13 protein-coding genes, 1 tRNA gene and 1 pseudogene are annotated in these 14,562 nt (G+C 66.1%); 9 read left to right on the top strand and 6 right to left on the bottom strand.

All coding sequences use genetic code 11. The features are described 5' to 3' along the window. Positions 1-22 precede the first annotated feature (22 nt). Positions 23-244: pseudogene (locus tag QJT78_RS53285) on the top strand (tyrosine-type recombinase/integrase); the annotation flags it as partial. Between the two features lie 143 nt (positions 245-387). Here the strand turns inward: QJT78_RS53285 and QJT78_RS42375 are convergent. Next, a tRNA-Ile gene (locus QJT78_RS42375) sits at positions 388-463 on the bottom strand. 347 nt (positions 464-810) lie between these two features. After that, complete coding sequence (locus QJT78_RS42370) at positions 811-1,788, bottom strand: tripartite tricarboxylate transporter substrate binding protein (protein WP_038943991.1); 978 nt, start codon at positions 1,786-1,788, stop codon at positions 811-813. Between the two features lie 107 nt (positions 1,789-1,895). Here QJT78_RS42370 and QJT78_RS42365 point away from each other — a divergent pair, with 107 nt between their 5' ends. Further along, on the top strand, positions 1,896-2,873 hold the full coding sequence (locus QJT78_RS42365) for a TAXI family TRAP transporter solute-binding subunit (protein ID WP_028150321.1): 978 nt from the start codon (positions 1,896-1,898) through the stop codon (positions 2,871-2,873). Between the two features lie 131 nt (positions 2,874-3,004). On the opposite strand, the gene QJT78_RS42360 is transcribed toward QJT78_RS42365, so the two are convergent. Together QJT78_RS42360 and QJT78_RS42355 are read right to left on the bottom strand one after the other, a co-directional pair. Next, positions 3,005-4,234, bottom strand: a complete 1,230-nt coding sequence (locus tag QJT78_RS42360) for an ABC transporter substrate-binding protein (protein WP_028150322.1) — start codon at positions 4,232-4,234, stop codon at positions 3,005-3,007. Between the two features lie 98 nt (positions 4,235-4,332). After that, a complete protein-coding gene (locus tag QJT78_RS42355) occupies positions 4,333-5,226 on the bottom strand; it encodes a helix-turn-helix transcriptional regulator (protein WP_028150323.1) in 894 nt (297 codons plus the stop codon). A gap of 326 nt (positions 5,227-5,552) precedes the next feature. On the opposite strand from QJT78_RS42355, the gene QJT78_RS42350 reads away from it, so the two are divergent. From QJT78_RS42350 to QJT78_RS42335, 4 genes are read left to right on the top strand one after another with little or no spacing between them, the layout of a single operon-like run. Beyond that, the gene (locus QJT78_RS42350) at positions 5,553-6,386 is read left to right on the top strand and encodes a substrate-binding domain-containing protein (protein WP_028150324.1); all 834 of its coding nucleotides are present in this window, start codon (positions 5,553-5,555) and stop codon (positions 6,384-6,386) included. Between the two features lie 54 nt (positions 6,387-6,440). Further along, positions 6,441-7,547 (top strand): molybdopterin-binding protein, encoded by a 1,107-nt coding sequence (locus tag QJT78_RS42345; RefSeq protein ID WP_281460588.1) that lies wholly within the window; start codon positions 6,441-6,443, stop codon positions 7,545-7,547. A gap of 12 nt (positions 7,548-7,559) precedes the next feature. Next, a complete protein-coding gene (locus QJT78_RS42340; protein WP_038943988.1) occupies positions 7,560-9,509 on the top strand; it encodes a molybdopterin biosynthesis protein in 1,950 nt (649 codons plus the stop codon). Beyond that, positions 9,506-10,684, top strand: a complete 1,179-nt coding sequence (locus tag QJT78_RS42335; protein ID WP_281460587.1) for an FAD-dependent monooxygenase — start codon at positions 9,506-9,508, stop codon at positions 10,682-10,684. The genes QJT78_RS42340 and QJT78_RS42335 overlap by 4 nt, the downstream gene beginning before the upstream one ends. Before the next feature lie 33 nt (positions 10,685-10,717). On the opposite strand, the gene mobA is transcribed toward QJT78_RS42335, so the two are convergent. Beyond that, a complete protein-coding gene (gene mobA, locus QJT78_RS42330; RefSeq protein ID WP_049807765.1) occupies positions 10,718-11,353 on the bottom strand; it encodes a molybdenum cofactor guanylyltransferase MobA in 636 nt (211 codons plus the stop codon). Continuing rightward, entirely contained in the window at positions 11,340-12,230 is an 891-nt protein-coding gene (gene fdhD, locus QJT78_RS42325; RefSeq protein WP_028150329.1) for a formate dehydrogenase accessory sulfurtransferase FdhD, read from the bottom strand. Before fdhD ends, mobA begins: the two co-directional genes overlap by 14 nt. A gap of 107 nt (positions 12,231-12,337) precedes the next feature. Between fdhD and mobB the strand changes: the two genes are divergently transcribed. Genes mobB through QJT78_RS42310 form a run of 3 tightly spaced genes read left to right on the top strand, consistent with a single transcriptional unit; the run spans position 12,338 to position 14,439 of the window. Continuing rightward, positions 12,338-12,865, top strand: a complete 528-nt coding sequence (mobB, locus tag QJT78_RS42320) for a molybdopterin-guanine dinucleotide biosynthesis protein B (protein ID WP_038943987.1) — start codon at positions 12,338-12,340, stop codon at positions 12,863-12,865. Positions 12,866-12,874: 9 nt separating this feature from the next. Continuing rightward, positions 12,875-14,131, top strand: coding sequence for a gephyrin-like molybdotransferase Glp (gene glp / locus QJT78_RS42315; protein WP_028150331.1), 1,257 nt, complete (start codon positions 12,875-12,877; stop codon positions 14,129-14,131). Positions 14,132-14,175: 44 nt separating this feature from the next. Further along, entirely contained in the window at positions 14,176-14,439 is a 264-nt protein-coding gene (locus QJT78_RS42310; RefSeq protein ID WP_014497569.1) for a sulfurtransferase TusA family protein, read from the top strand. Positions 14,440-14,562 lie beyond the last annotated feature (123 nt).

The following is a 14,562-nucleotide window of genomic DNA, read 5'->3' as shown; positions in this document are numbered from 1 at the left end:
CAACCTCGGCTTCCATGACTCGATGGAAGCCACTGTGGACCCTTATCCCGGGGTCCCGATTGGATGCCGATCACCCCGAAAACGGGGTCCTTATTCCATGCCGAAACACAACCTGAAGATTGGCAACGTTACTCCCCACACACTGCGGCACACCGCAGCGACTTGGCTGATGCAGTCTGGCGCCCCGCTTTGGGAGGCGGCCGGTTTCTTGGGCATGAGCGAAAAGACGCTTCGCGAAGTCTATGGCCATCATCATCCCGATCATTTGCAGGGCGCGGCAAACGCCATCGGAAATCATGCGAGACCAAAGAAGAACGTTGCTTTGGTTATTCCATTGGCTGAAGAAAGAGCGAAGCGAGACCAGGCCACGCAACCCCCTGAAAACACTGGTGGGCCCGGCAGGACTCGAACCTGCAACCAGACCGTTATGAGCGGCCGGCTCTAACCATTGAGCTACAGGCCCCGCCGCGGGACGGCCGCGGGACTACGCGGCCGGCAACGGTGCGCGGTTCGTTTACAGGGATGGAGGCGGGGGTGCAATGCTGGCTCTGGTGGACGGAAACCCCCGGCGCAGCATTGACGATTATTTTCGAATTACCGAAACTGGCGATGATGGCCTTATGCTCCTGTTTTGCCCGACGAGTCAAATCGGCTTGCGAAGGCTCGTTTTTTCGCTTCCGTAACCCATTGTGATCACGTGACTTTTCTACTGTGCATGGGGTTGTTTTCGCACATTTTGATTCTGGAGGGGCCTGCAGGTCCCTCCGAATGCTTTGCCGGCGAGCTACGGCGCGCCGCGGAGGGCCACCCCTAGTCCACCGAAACCCCGGCGAACTCCACCACCTTCTTCCACTTCTCGGTCTCGTCGGCGACCAGCTTGCCGAACTCGGCGGGCGTCATCGGCTTCGGGATGCCGCCATTCTCGGTCAGCCGCGCGATGACCTTCGGGTCCTTCAGGGCTTCGCCGACGGCCTTGTTGAGGATCTCGATCACCTCGGGCGGCGTGCCCTTCGGCGCGGAGATGCCGTAGAAGCCGACCGATTCGAAGCCCGGCACGGTCTCGGCGATCGCCGGCACGTCGGGCACGGTTGGCCAGCGCTGCGGCGAGGTCACGCCGATGGCGCGGACAGTGCCGCCGCGCGACTGCTCGAGCGCGGAGGGCAGGTTATCGAAGATCAGCTGCACCTTGTTGGAGATGATGTCGGGGAAGGCGATGGCCGAGCCGCGATAGGGCACGTGCACCATGTCGCACTTGGTCATCACCTTGAACAGCTCCGCCGACATGTGCACCGAGGTGCCGTTGCCGGACGAGGCGAACGAGATCTTGCCGGGATTGGCCTTGCAGTAGTCGATGAACTCCTGGACCGTCTTCGCGGGAAACGCGTTGGAGACGACCAGCATGTTGGTGAGCTGCATGATGCTCGCGACCGGCACGGTGTCACGCAGGAAGTCGAACGGCAGCTTCTTGTAGAGCGAGGTCGAGATCGCGTTGTTGGGCGCGACGAACAGCAGCGTGTAGCCGTCCGCGGGCGCGTTGATCGCGGCGCCGGCCGCGATGTTGCCGCCGGAGCCGGCGCGGTTCTCGACGATGAATTGCTGGCCGAGGCGATCCGAGAGCGCCTGCGCCATGATCCGCGCCACGATGTCGACCGGGCCGCCGGCGGCGAAGCCGATCATCCAGTGCACGGGGCGGTCGGGGTAGCCGGCGGCGGAGGCGGGAGGGGAGGCGTTGAGGAGAGTTGAAAGAAAAAGCAGCCCAAAAACAGTGTTACGCAAAATTCGCAACATGACGTCTCCCATTGTTCTATTGTCGTTGGGCTGCATGCTTTCACAAAAACCGCCCGCTGCCTACATCGCCGCAAGTCGATGTTGACGCGGGGCGGCCGGGACTCATCATGAGATTCGCAATCACAATCCTTCTCGGCGCGGCGCTGCTCGCAAATCCACTCGCAAGCCCCGCCGCTGCTCAAACCGGAGGCAACGCCATTCCGACCACGACACTCAGCCTGGGCACCGCGACGCCCGGCGGCGGCTTTCCGCTCTATGGCAACGCCTTTGCGGAAGCGATGAACGCGGCCGATCCGCAAATCACCATCGCGCCCCGCAACACCAAGGGCAGCAACGAGAACATTCCGCTGCTGGAGAAGGGCGAGCTCGATCTCGCGCTGGTCGCGGGCGAGCCGGCCTACGAGGCCTTTGCCGGCATCGGCCGCGCGCCTGTGCGGTTGAAGATCCTCACCGCGATCTATTCCAACCCCGGCATGTTCGTGGTGCGGGCGGACAGCCCGTACAAGACCATTCGCGATCTCGTCGGCCAGCCCGTCGCGTTCGGCGCCAAGGGCTCGGGCCTGCCGATCCTGGCGCGTTACGTGCTCGATGGTCTCGGCCTCAAGCAGGACGAGGACTTCAAGGCGATCTATCTCGACCGCGCCGGCGATGGCCCTGCGATGGTCGAGGACGGCCGCGTTGCCGCGTTGTGGGGCGCCGGCATCGGCTGGCCCGGCTTTGCCGCGGTGGCCTCGAGCGCGTCAGGCGCGCGCTTCATTGCGCCTAGCGCCGACGAGATCACGCGCATTCGCGCCAAGCATGCATTCCTGAAGCCGCTCACCGTGCCGGCCGGCTCCTATCCGAAGCAGGCCGAGCCGATCGCCTCGCTCGGCTCGTGGAGTTTCGTCCTCACGCGCGAGGACCTGCCCGATGACGTCGCCTATCGCCTCGCGAAGACGCTGCACGGCGTCGAGGCGACATTCCGCAAGCAGCTCGCGCAAGCCTGCGAGACCACGGCGTCGAACACGGTCGCGGCAGCGCCGAAGCCGGAGCTGATCCATCCGGGCGTGATGAAGTATTTTCGCGAGATCGGGGTGGTGAAATAGCGCGCGACTGCATCGACAGTCGTCATGCCCGGGCTTGTCCCGGGCATCCACGTTCTTGGCGCCGTACGAAAGATCGTGGATGGCCGGGACAAGCCCGGCCATGACGACTTCTCTTGCGCTTCGCTACCGCATCACTTCTTCACCAGCGGACACGCCGGGTCGGGCGGCCCGAACGCCTTGTCGCCCGAGATGGTCGTGAGGATCTTGTAATAGTCCCACGGATATTTGCTCTCCTCCGGCGTCTTCACCTGTACCAGCCAGAGGTCGTGCACCATCAGATTGTCCTCGCGCAGTTTGCCGTTGCGGGCGAAGAAATCCTCGATCGGCTTTTCCCGCATCTTCGCCGCGACCTTGAGCGGATCGTCGGTGCCGGTCTCCTTGATGGCGTTGAGGTAGTGCATCACGCTCGAATAGACGCCGGCCTGCCACATCGACGGCATCTTGTTCATCTTGGCGAAATAGCGCTTCGACCATTCCCGGGTCTTGTCGTCCATGTCCCAATAGAACGACGTCGTCAGCAACAGCCCTTGGGCGGCCTGCAGGCCGAGGCCGTGGATGTCGGTGATCAGCGCCAGCAGCGCCGCCATCTGCTGGCCGCCCTTGAACACGCCGAACTCCGAGCCGGTCTTGATCTCGTTCATGTTGTTCGGGGGACCCGCGGCAATGCCGATGATCTTGGCCTTGGAGGCCTGCGCCTGCAGCACGAAGGAGGAGAGGTCGGGGGTTGCTAAGGGCGGCCGCACCGAGCCCAGTACCTTGCCGCCATTGGCAGTGACGACGCTGGAGGCGTCGCGCTCCAGCGAATGGCCGAAGGCGTAGTCGTCGGTGATGAAGAACCAGCTGTCGCCGCCGCGCTTGACCACCGCATCCGCGGTGCCGACCGCGAGCGCGCGGGTGTCGAACACCCACTGGATCGCGTAGGGCGAGCAGAACTTGCCGTGAAAATCCGCGGTGCCGGTGGAGTGGGTGATGAACAGCCGCTTCTTCTCGTTGGCGACGTTCTGCACCGCGAGTCCGACGGCCGAGACGGGCACGTCGACGATCAGGTCGACCTGATCAACGTCGTACCAGCGCCGCGCGATGCCGCCGCCGATATCGGCCTTGAGCTGGTGGTCGCCGATCACGATGCTGATCGGCTTGCCGAGCACTTTGCCGCCGAAATCGTCGATCGCCATCTGCGCCGCCGTCACCGAACCCTGGCCGGTCGGCGCGGAGGCGGGGCCGTTCATGTCGGTGAGCACGCCGATCTTGACGATGTCGTCGGAAACCTGCGCCGACGCCGTACCCGGCAGCAGTGCCGCCGCCAGGAACGTCGCTACAAAGCCGGTCGCGACCGGCAGTCCAAATCTCGTTGGATTCACGCTTGTCCTCCCCTGATCCGGCTCGTTGGCCGGTGTTGCCCGGGTATGGCCCGGCTGAATTGGTTTCTTTTGCAACTATTTGGGGGCGGGCGTCAACGTCAGGCCGCGAAGCGGATCTGCCCAGCCGGCGAGGGATCGTAGCCGGTCAGCTCCTCGGCGCGCTGCCGCAGCCGCCTTTCGCTGAGGAACCGGATCAGGGCCTGCATCGGCGGGCGGAAGTAGCTGCGTTGCCGCATTGCGAGATCAAAATTCTCCCAGACCAGCGGCACGAAATCGAGTCCGGCCGAGCGCGCCGCCGCACGCGTCGCGATTCCGCAATCGGCCTGTCCCGCGCGGACGATCTCGGCGAGATCCGGCCCGGTGAGGGCCGGCGTCTCGACCCGGCGCAGATCGCGCGTCGAGGCGCCGGCGCGCTTCAACAGCACGTCGAGCAGCATCTGCGCGCCTGTGCCCTGTTGTCGCATCGCCATCCTGACACCGAGCGCGAGCACGTCGGAGAGGCCGCGCAGCCGTTTCGGATTGCCCGGCGGCAGCACGAGACCCTGCTCGCGGCGGACGAATGCGACCAGCAACGCATCATGCAGGTCAGGCGCGTCACGCAGCGTCGTCGCACTGGCGTCGGAGGCAAGATTGCCGTCGGCCTCCAGGCTGTGGAAGTGCACCGCCGCGGCCATCACCTCGTCGCGTTGCAAGCGCTCGAGCCCGCGCGCGCTGCCCTCGCTCATCGATCCCAGGCCCGAGCCGGATTCACGCAGGCTCCAGTCCAAAAGCTCGTCCTGGCTGCCGCCCACGACCGGTGGCGGCTCCGCAGTCAGCATGCCAGCCGGACGCGCCAGTCCCGACAGGACCCAGAGGTCGAGCTCGTGCCGCGGGAAGAGCCACTTCCCGGTCACTTTGGTGCAGGGAATCGCGCCGGTGGTGACGAGTTCGTAGAGCTTGCGTTCGCCGAGCCGAAGGTAGTCGGCGGCTTCGCTGGTCGTCAGGAATTCCATCCTGCATTCCTATGCAAATTCTTGCTTCTTTTTGGCGTTCGACGCAGGTGGAATTCTGCATTTCAATTTACGTCCGCCAGGACCATGCCCGATCATCTCGCTGCTTTGCAACACATCCTCACGCGCGATCTCTGCTTTGGTGAACGATCCTGAAGCGCGCGCGTGGCGCGGGCCTTGCGGCCGTCGCGCTCGCAATTGCAATGGGCGTATCGCGCGCGCCGCATTGCCGAAATGTCCCGAGTGGGGAGCGCAATGAGCAAACGCGTCACGAGTGTGGCGCAATCGATCATCATCATGATTGCGTCATAGCCAATGGGAACCCGATCATGGCCGTCCGCCGCCTGTCCGTTGCACTCGCGCTTCTCTGCGGCCTCGCCGCGGGCGTGGCGGCGTCATTTGCGGAGGACCGCGCGATCGTGCTGGCCTCGACCACGGCGACACAGGAGTCCGGCCTGCTCGATCATCTGCTGCCGATCTTCCGCGAGAAGACCGGCATCGAGGTGACGGTGATCGTGCGGCGCGCCGATGAAGTGCTCGACGGGGCGCGGAGGGGCGAGGTCGACGTCGTGCTGATGCACGCACGGCCGCAGGAGGAGAAGTTCGTCGCCGACGGTTTTGGCGTGAAGCGCTTTGACGTGATGTACAACGACTATGTGCTGATCGGACCGAAGAGCGATCCCGCCGCCGTGAAAGGCAAGGACATCGCCACCGCGCTGAAGGCGATCGAGGCCAAGGGCGCGCCGTTCGTGACGCGCGGAGATCGCTCGGGCACCCATGCCGCGGAGCTCGCGCTCTGGATCGTCGCCGGCATCGATATCGCCGCTGCCAAGGGCGCATGGTATCGCGAAGTCAAGCAAGGGATGGACGCAGCCCTCGACGCGGCGCGCACGGCGAACGCCTATGTGCTGTCCGACCGCGGCAGCTGGATCGCCTTCAAGGATCGCGGCGATCTCGACATCGTCGTCGAAGGCGACAAGCGGCTGCTCAATCAGTACGGCGCGATGCTGGTGAACCCGGAAAAGTTTCCGAACGTGAAGAAGGAGCTGGGGCAGACCTTCATCGACTGGCTGATCTCGCCGGAGGGGCAGGCGGCGATCGCCGGCTACAAGGTCGACGGACAGCAGCTGTTCTTCCCCAATGCGGCCAAGTCCGGCGGCTGACCTTCGCATCGCCGGCGGTTGCCAAACCGGGCGATGCATGGTCCATCATGGCGCATGACCCAGCGCCTGCCGCCATCGCTGACGCCGCTCGACACTGCGCTCGCCGCGTTGCTGCGAGGCGTTGATCCGATCGCGACGATCGAGTTGCCCCTGACGGAGGCCGCCGGCTGCATCGCGGCAGGGACGCCGCTGCTTGCGGCGTCTCCGCCGCGCGACATCGCCGCTGCGGATGGCTGGGCGCTCTGCGCCAACGATATTGTCGGTGCGTCCGCCTATTCGCCGCTGCCTCTGACGACGGCGCCCGTTTGGGTCGATGCCGGCGACGCGATGCCGCCGCGGTGTGATTGTGTGCTCGATGCCGACGCAGTCGAGGTGTCGGGGCGACTCGCCCAGGTGCTGGCGGAGGGCGTGCCCGGACAGGGCGTCAGGCGCGCCGGAAGCGACATCGCCGGGCGGGCGCCTGCCGTGGCGGAAGGGCATTTGATCCATCCTGCCGCCTTACTGCTCGCGCGCGCCGCCGGTGTTGAAAAGCTGGGCGTACGGCGGCCGCGGCTGTGCATCGTTAACGTGCCGGGTGCGGCCGTGACGGCGCACATGATTGCCGAGATCGCGCGCGCGGCAGGGCTGCAGGTGCAAGCGCGCGAAGCGGCCGCGCGAGATGCGGCATCGATCGCGGAAGCGCTCGGCGATCTCGCCTGCGATCTCGTCGTGACGGTCGGCGGCAGCGGCACCGGCCGCCGGGATGCCGCGGTCAGCGCGCTCGCCCGGCATGGTGACGCGCTCGCCCATGGCCTCGCGCTCCAGCCCGGACGCACCGCCGCGGTCGGGCGGCTCGGACCGGTTCCAATCGTCGCCTTGCCCGGCTCGCCCGATCATGCGCTTGCCGCCTGGCTCGCGCTCGTGCTGCCGCTCGTCGATCGGCTGTCGGCGCGGCAGTTGCGCCGCCGCACGACCTTGCCGCTTGCGCGAAAAATCGCATCCAGTGTCGGCATCGCCGAAATCGCCCTGCTGGCCGAGGAACATCATGCGTGGCTCCCGCTTGCGGTGGGGGAATGGCCGCTTCAGGCCATTGCCCGGGCCGATGCATGGCTGCTCGTTCCCGCCAGCCACGAGGGATTTGCGGCAGGGACGCCGGTCGATGCCTATCTGATGCGGAAGTGATATGGGTTTGGCATGACGATGATCCCGCAATCGCAAGACCGCAGCGCGCTCGAACAGGAGCAGTTCCTCAAGATCCTCTCGCGCGAGGACGCGCTGGCGCGCTTTGAAGCTGCGTTGTTCCCGCGCGCGGTCCCGAGCGAGGCGCGCAAGGTTGCCGATGCGCTCGGCGCGGCGCTCGCCGAAGACATCACGGCGCCGATCGACGTTCCGCCGTTCGACCGTTCCAACGTTGACGGCTTTGCCGTGCGCTCGGCCGATCTCGCCGCGGCCGGCGAAGGCGCGCCCGTTCGCCTTGCGCTGAACGGCGAGACCATTCACTGCGGCACCGCGCCGAAGCTGCAAGTGGCGACGGGAACCGCAACGCCGATCGCAACCGGCGGGCCGCTACCGCGCGGCGCCGACGCCATCGTCATGGTCGAGCATACCCAGCCCGCCGGGTCCGATGCGATCGACGTCCGGCGAGCCGTTTCGCCCGGACAGTTCGTGTCCTACGCAGGCTCCGACATCGCGCGCGGCGAGGCGCTGCTGCGCGCCGGCACGATGGTCGGCTCGCGCGAGATAGGCATGCTGGCGGCTTGCGGCATTGCCGAGGTGACTGTCGCGCGCAAGCCGCGTGTTGCCGTGATCTCCACCGGTGACGAATTGGTTCAGCCCGGCGAGGCGCTCGCGCCGGCTGCGATCTACGACACCAACGGCGCCATCGTCGCCGCCGCGATCGACGAGAACGGCGGCGAGGCGGTGTTCCTCGGCGCCATTCCCGACGATGAGGCAAAACTCGAAGCCGCCATGCGCCGCGCGCTGGCGGACGCCGACATGCTGGTGCTCTCGGGCGGCACCTCGAAGGGCGCGGGTGACGTGTCCCACCGCATCATCGGCCGGCTCGGCCAGCCGGGCATCATCGCGCACGGCGTCGCGCTCAAGCCCGGCAAGCCACTGTGCCTTGCGGTGTGCGACGGCAAGCCGGTGGTGATCCTGCCGGGCTTTCCGACCTCGGCGATGTTCACCTTCCACGACATGATCGTGCCGGTGCTGCGCAGGATGGCCGGGCTGCCGCCGCGCTCCGATGCCAAGGTAAGCGCGACCGTGCCTGTGCGCATCGCCTCCGAGCTCGGCCGCACCGAGTTCGTCATGGTCTCGCTGGTCGGCGGCAAGGACGGCCTGATCGCCTATCCCTCAGGCAAGGGGTCGGGTGCGATCACGTCGTTCGCGCAGGCCGATGGTTTTCTGCGCATCGACGCGCTCGCCGACCAGATGCCGGCGGGGACCAACGCCGAGGTGACGCTGTTCACGCCGCATGTGCGGGTGCCCGATCTCGTCATCGTCGGCAGCCATTGCACCGGCCTCGATCTCGTCACGGCGCAACTCGCGCATGCGGGGCTGACCGTGCGCTCGATCGCGGTCGGCAGCCTTGGCGGACTTGCGGCGGCGAAGCGCGGCGAATGCGATCTCGCGCCGATCCATCTGTTCGACGACAAGAGCGAGACCTACAACACGCCTTACCTCGTTGAGGGGCTTCAGCTCGTGCCGGGCTGGCGGCGGATGCAGGGCATCGTGTTCCGGAAGGGCGACAAGCGTTTCGAGGGGCTCGGCGCGAAGGAAGCCGTTGCCGCCGCGCTCGCGGACCCCGCCTGCATCATGGTCAACCGCAACCAGGGCGCCGGCACGCGCATCCTGATCGACCGGCTGCTCGGCGGTGCGCGCCCGGAAGGTTACTGGAACCAGCCGCGCTCGCACAATGCCGTGGCTGCGGCTGTCGCGCAGCACCGCGCCGACTGGGGCATGACCATTGCGCCGGTCGCCCATGCTGTCGGCCTCGGTTTCATTCCGCTCGCGGAAGAGCATTATGATTTCGCGCTGGTGACGGCGCGCAAGCAGCGGCCGGCCGTGCAGGCCTTTCTCGACGCACTCGGCTCGGATGAGGCGCGTACGGCGCTGGAGCGGGCGGGCTTCCGGCCAGCATGATCGACGACGCGGCGTTCAAGCCGCGCGACGGGGTGGGGGATGCGATGGCAAGGCCGCTTTCGGTTGCGATCGTCGGTGCCGGCATGGGCGGGCTTGCGACGGCCGCGGCGCTTCGGCGCGTCGGCATCGATGTGATGGTCTACGAGCAGGCTTCCCAGTTCGCCCGCATCGGCGCCGGCATCCAGATCGGCTGCAACGCCATGAAGGTGTTGCGCGCGCTGGGGCTGGAGGCGCGGATGCGCGAGCACTCGTTCTATCCACGCTCCTGGAACAACCGCGACTGGAAGAGCGGCGACATCAAGTTCGACATGATTTTTGGCGAGAGCGCGGAAGAGAAGTTCGGCGCGCCCTATCTGCTCGCCCATCGCGGCGATCTCCATGTGGCGCTGGCGAGCGTGGTGCCGAACGAATTTGTAAGGCTCAATCACAAGCTCGTCGGTCTCGACCAGACCGGCGATGGTGTCCGGCTGACCTTTGCCGATGGCACGCGTGCCATGGCCGATGCCGTGGTTGGCGCGGACGGCGTCCATTCGACGGTCCGTGATCTCCTGTTCGACACCGCGCCGGCCAAATTCACCGGCCGCATCGCCTATCGCACCACCTATCCCGCCGCGCTGCTCGGCGGCGCAGGGATCGACGACTGCACCAAATGGTGGGGCGAGGACCGCCACATCGTGATCTATTACGTCAAGCCTGACCGCAGCGAGGTCTATCTCGTCACCAGTCAGCCCGAGCCGGACTTTCGCATCGAGTCCTGGTCGGCGAAGGGCGACGTGCGCGATCTGCGCGCATCATTCGAAGGCTTTCATCCGCAGGTCACTCAGGTGCTCGCCGCCTGTCCCGACGTGCACAAATGGGCGATCATGGACCGCAACGCGCTGGAGCGCTGGGCCGACGGCAAGGTGACGCTGCTCGGCGATGCCTGCCATCCGATGACGCCTTACATGGCGCAGGGCGCGGCCATGGCAATCGAGGACGCCGCCGTGCTGTCGCGCTGCCTCGACGGTGTCGGCCGCGACGGCGTCGCCAATGCGTTCCGCCGCTTCGAGGCGACCCGCAAGGTGCGCACGACGCGGGTGCAGGAGACCTCGCGCGCCAACATCTGGCTCAAGGAGCGCACCGATACGAGCTGGGTCTACGGTTACGACGCCTGGGAAGTGCCGCTGGCGGCTTGAACCGCCTGCTCGCGCTTGCGCCGACGCTTCTTGTCAGGAGGCCGCATCCAGCGCGGCCAGCCGCTCGGCTTCGGCGATGTCCTCGACCGTGTTGGCGTTGAAGAACGGATCGAGCGGCTCGGCCGGCCACGTTACCGTCGCCAGTGGATAGCGCGCGGTCCAGCGGTCGATCTTGCGGAGGTCTTCGACGACCAGCGCGTGACGCAGCTCGTCGCGCAAGGCGATGCGCCACAGACCGATCACCGGATGCGACTGGTCGCCTGATGCGGCGACCGCGAGCTGTGCGTTCTCGCGCTCCCGCGCCTCGTGCAACTGCGCCACGAGATCGCGCGGCAGGAACGGGCAGTCGCCTGCGGCGCTCAGCACCCATTCGATGTCAGGCCGGTGCGCCGCCGTCCAGTCGAGCGCGGCGAGAATGCCGGCGAGGGGCCCGGGGAAGCCGGGTACGTCATCGGCGACAACGGGCAGGCCGAACGCCGCGAAGCGTGCGGGATCGCCATTCGCGTTGAGGATCAATCCGCTGCATTGCGGCGTCAATCGCGCGATCACGCGCTCAAGGATGGTGCGGCCGCCGATGGTCCGCATCGGCTTGTCGCCGCCGCCCATGCGCCGAGCGAGGCCGCCTGCGAGCAGCACGCCCTGCGTTGCCGGAAAGTCAGTCGTCACCACCTTCACCCTTGCGTTTGTGCTTCGCCGACTCCTCCTCGACGTAAGCAAGGTTCTGGTCGTAGACGATCCGCTCTTCGCCCGCGAGCGCAATGAAGCGCTTACCGCGCGTGCGGCCGACCAGCGTCAGTCCGACCTGGCGAGCGAGATCGACGCCCCAGGCGGTGAAGCCGGAGCGCGACACCAGGATCGGAATGCCCATGCGCACGGTCTTGATCACCATTTCCGAGGTCAGCCGTCCGGTGGTGTAGAGGATCTTGTCGGAGGCATCGACGCCGTGGCGGTACATCCAGCCCGCGATCTTGTCGACCGCGTTGTGACGGCCGACGTCCTCGGTGTAGCAGAGCGGCTCGCCCTCCTTGCACAGCACGCAGCCATGGATCGCGCCGGCCTCCAGATAGAGCGAGGGCATGGTGTTGATGGTCTGCGTCATCTGGTAGAGCCAGGAGGTGCGCAGCTCCGCCTTCGGCAGCGCGACGCTCTCGACCGCCTCCAGCAGGTCGCCGAACGCGGTGCCCTGCGCGCAGCCCGAGGTCTGGGTGCGCTTCTTCAGCTTGGCTTCGAAATTGGTGTGATGTGAGGTGCGCACCACCACCACCTGGAGGTCGTCGTCGTATTCGACCTCGGTGACCTCGTCATTATATTTCAGCATGTTCTGGTTGAGCAGATAGCCCAGCGCCAGATATTCCGGGTAGTCGCCGATCGTCATCATGGTGACGATCTCCTGCGAATTCAGGTAGAGCGTCAGCGGCCGTTCCACCGGCACCTTGATCTCGACCTTGGCGCCGGTCTGGTCGGTGCCGGTCACGCGCTCCGTCAGGCGCGGGTCGTCAGGGTTCGGAACGATCAGGGGCACCGGGGCTTTGTCGATCTTCATCATGGCCGCGACGTTAGCATGACATTCGGGTCAAGCCGATATAAGCATGCTCACGACGATGGAGAAGGCGGTTCCGGCCGCATGACACGGCTGGCGGAGATCGAGTTGCGATGAAAGTCATCGGCCTTGCGGGTTGGAGCGGTGCGGGCAAGACCACGCTGTTGACGCGGCTGATCCCGCATTTCAATGCGCAAGGCCTGCGCGTCTCCGTCATCAAGCATGCCCATCACCAGTTCGACGTCGACGTGCCCGGCAAGGATTCCTGGCGCCACCGGGAGGCCGGCGCGGCCGAGGTGCTGGTTGCGTCGTCGAACCGCTGGGCCCTGATGCATGAGTTGCGCGGCGCCGAGGAACCGCGGCTGCCGGAGCTTCTGAGCAAGCTGTCAGCCGTCGATCTCGTCGTGGTCGAGGGCTTCAAGCGCGAGCCGCACCGCAAGATCGAGGTGCATCGCGCCGGCAACGGCAAGCCGTTGCTGTTTCCCGATGATCCCGGGATTGTCGGGATTGCGACCGACATCGCCATTGAAACCCGCCTGCCGACCGTCCATCTCGATGATATCGAGGCCGCCGCGGCATTGCTGCTGCGTGCGGCGATGCCGGTCGAGGAAGCGGTGGCAAAAAGCGCCGCGATACGCTGACGAGGCACCATGGCGCAACTGTCGGACGATTGCTTTGCCTTCGGTGGACCGATGATGTCGGTCGACGAGGCCGTTGGTCTGATCACCACGCGCGTCAATGCGATCGCCGATATCGAGACCGTGGCACTCGTTGACGCCGATGGGCGCGTGCTCGCGCGTGATATCGCGGCGCCCCTGCCGCTGCCGCCCTTCACCAACTCCGCCGTCGACGGTTACGCCGTGCGCAACGCCGACCTTCCGGAAAGCGCGGAACGCGCATTCCCGCTCGACGGCCGCATCCAGGCCGGCGGCCTTGCGCAGGCGCCGATCAAGGCCGGCCACACTGTGCGCATCTTCACGGGCGCGCCGATGCCGCCTGACGCCGAGACCGTCTTCATGCAGGAAGACGTTCGCCTCGATGAGGCCGGCAGAATCGTGCTGCCGCCGGGGCTGAAGCCCGGCGCGAATGTCCGCCCGGCGGGCGAGGACATTCCGCAAGGGCACGTCGCGCTGCGGGCCGGCCAGCGGCTGCGGCCGCAGCATGTCGCGCTTGCTGCAGCATTCGGCCTGATCCGGCTCGACGTCGTCAGGCGTATCCGTGTCGCCGTGTTCTCGACCGGTGACGAGCTGGCTTCGCCCGGCGAGCCGCGCGCGGCGTCACAGCTGTTCGATTCCAACCGCTTCATGCTGATGGCGATGCTGCGCCGCCTCGGCTGTGAGGTCTCCGACCTCGGCATCTTGCGCGACGAGCGCAATGCGCTCGCGGATGGATTGAAGCAGGTTGCAGGCAGCCACGATCTGATCCTCACCACCGGCGGCGTCTCGACCGGCGAGGAGGACCACGTCAAGGCGGCGGTCGAGAGCATCGGCTCGCTGGTGCTGTGGCGGATGGCGATCAAGCCCGGCCGTCCCGTGGCGATGGGCATCATCGGCGGCACGCCGCTGATCGGCTTGCCCGGCAATCCCGTCGCCAGTTTCGTCACCTTCGTCCATGTGGTGCGGCCGACGGTGCTGGCGCTTGCGGGCAGCCTGCCGGAGCCGCTGTTGCCGATCCCGGTGCGTGCTGCGTTCACCTACAAGAAGAAGATCGGCCGCCGCGAATATGTTCGCAGCTCGTTGCGGCGCGGAGAGGACGGTGCGTTGGAAGCGGTCAAGTTTCCGCGCGAAGGCGCAGGCCTGTTGTCGTCGCTGGTCGAGACCGATGGCCTCATCGAACTCTGCGACGACATCACACGTGTCGAGCCGGGACAGAGCGTAGGTTTCTTGTCCTATGCGGATTTGCTCTGAGGCCTCGCGTTGACGCCATCGCCTCACCCCGCCATGTTGCGCCCATGACCAGAACCACACTCGATCTCACCGGGCTGAAATGCCCGCTACCTGCCCTGAAGACGCGCAAGGCGCTGAAGCCATTGCAGCCGGGCGATCAGCTCGAAGTACACTGTACCGACCCGCTGTCGGTGATTGACATTCCGAACCTGATCCGCGAGACGGGCGACACGGTGGAGATCACCGAGCGCAACGAGGCGCGCATCGTGTTCTTGATAGAAAAGATCAATGGCTCGATAGAGAAAACCAATGGTGCGCTGCGTTCGTAGTGCACGGTCACTGAGCTATGGCTGATTTTGGGTGACGCGGCCTGATCAGGCGGCGTGGCTTTCAGTGTTCGGAATGACTTCGATTCCGTCGATGAACTTTACACCGGCGATGACTTTCGGCAA

This window comes from Bradyrhizobium sp. Mp27 (assembly GCF_029953005.1).
Lineage (GTDB): Bacteria > Pseudomonadota > Alphaproteobacteria > Rhizobiales > Xanthobacteraceae > Bradyrhizobium > Bradyrhizobium barranii.
This window is presented reverse-complemented; position numbering and strand designations above follow the sequence as displayed.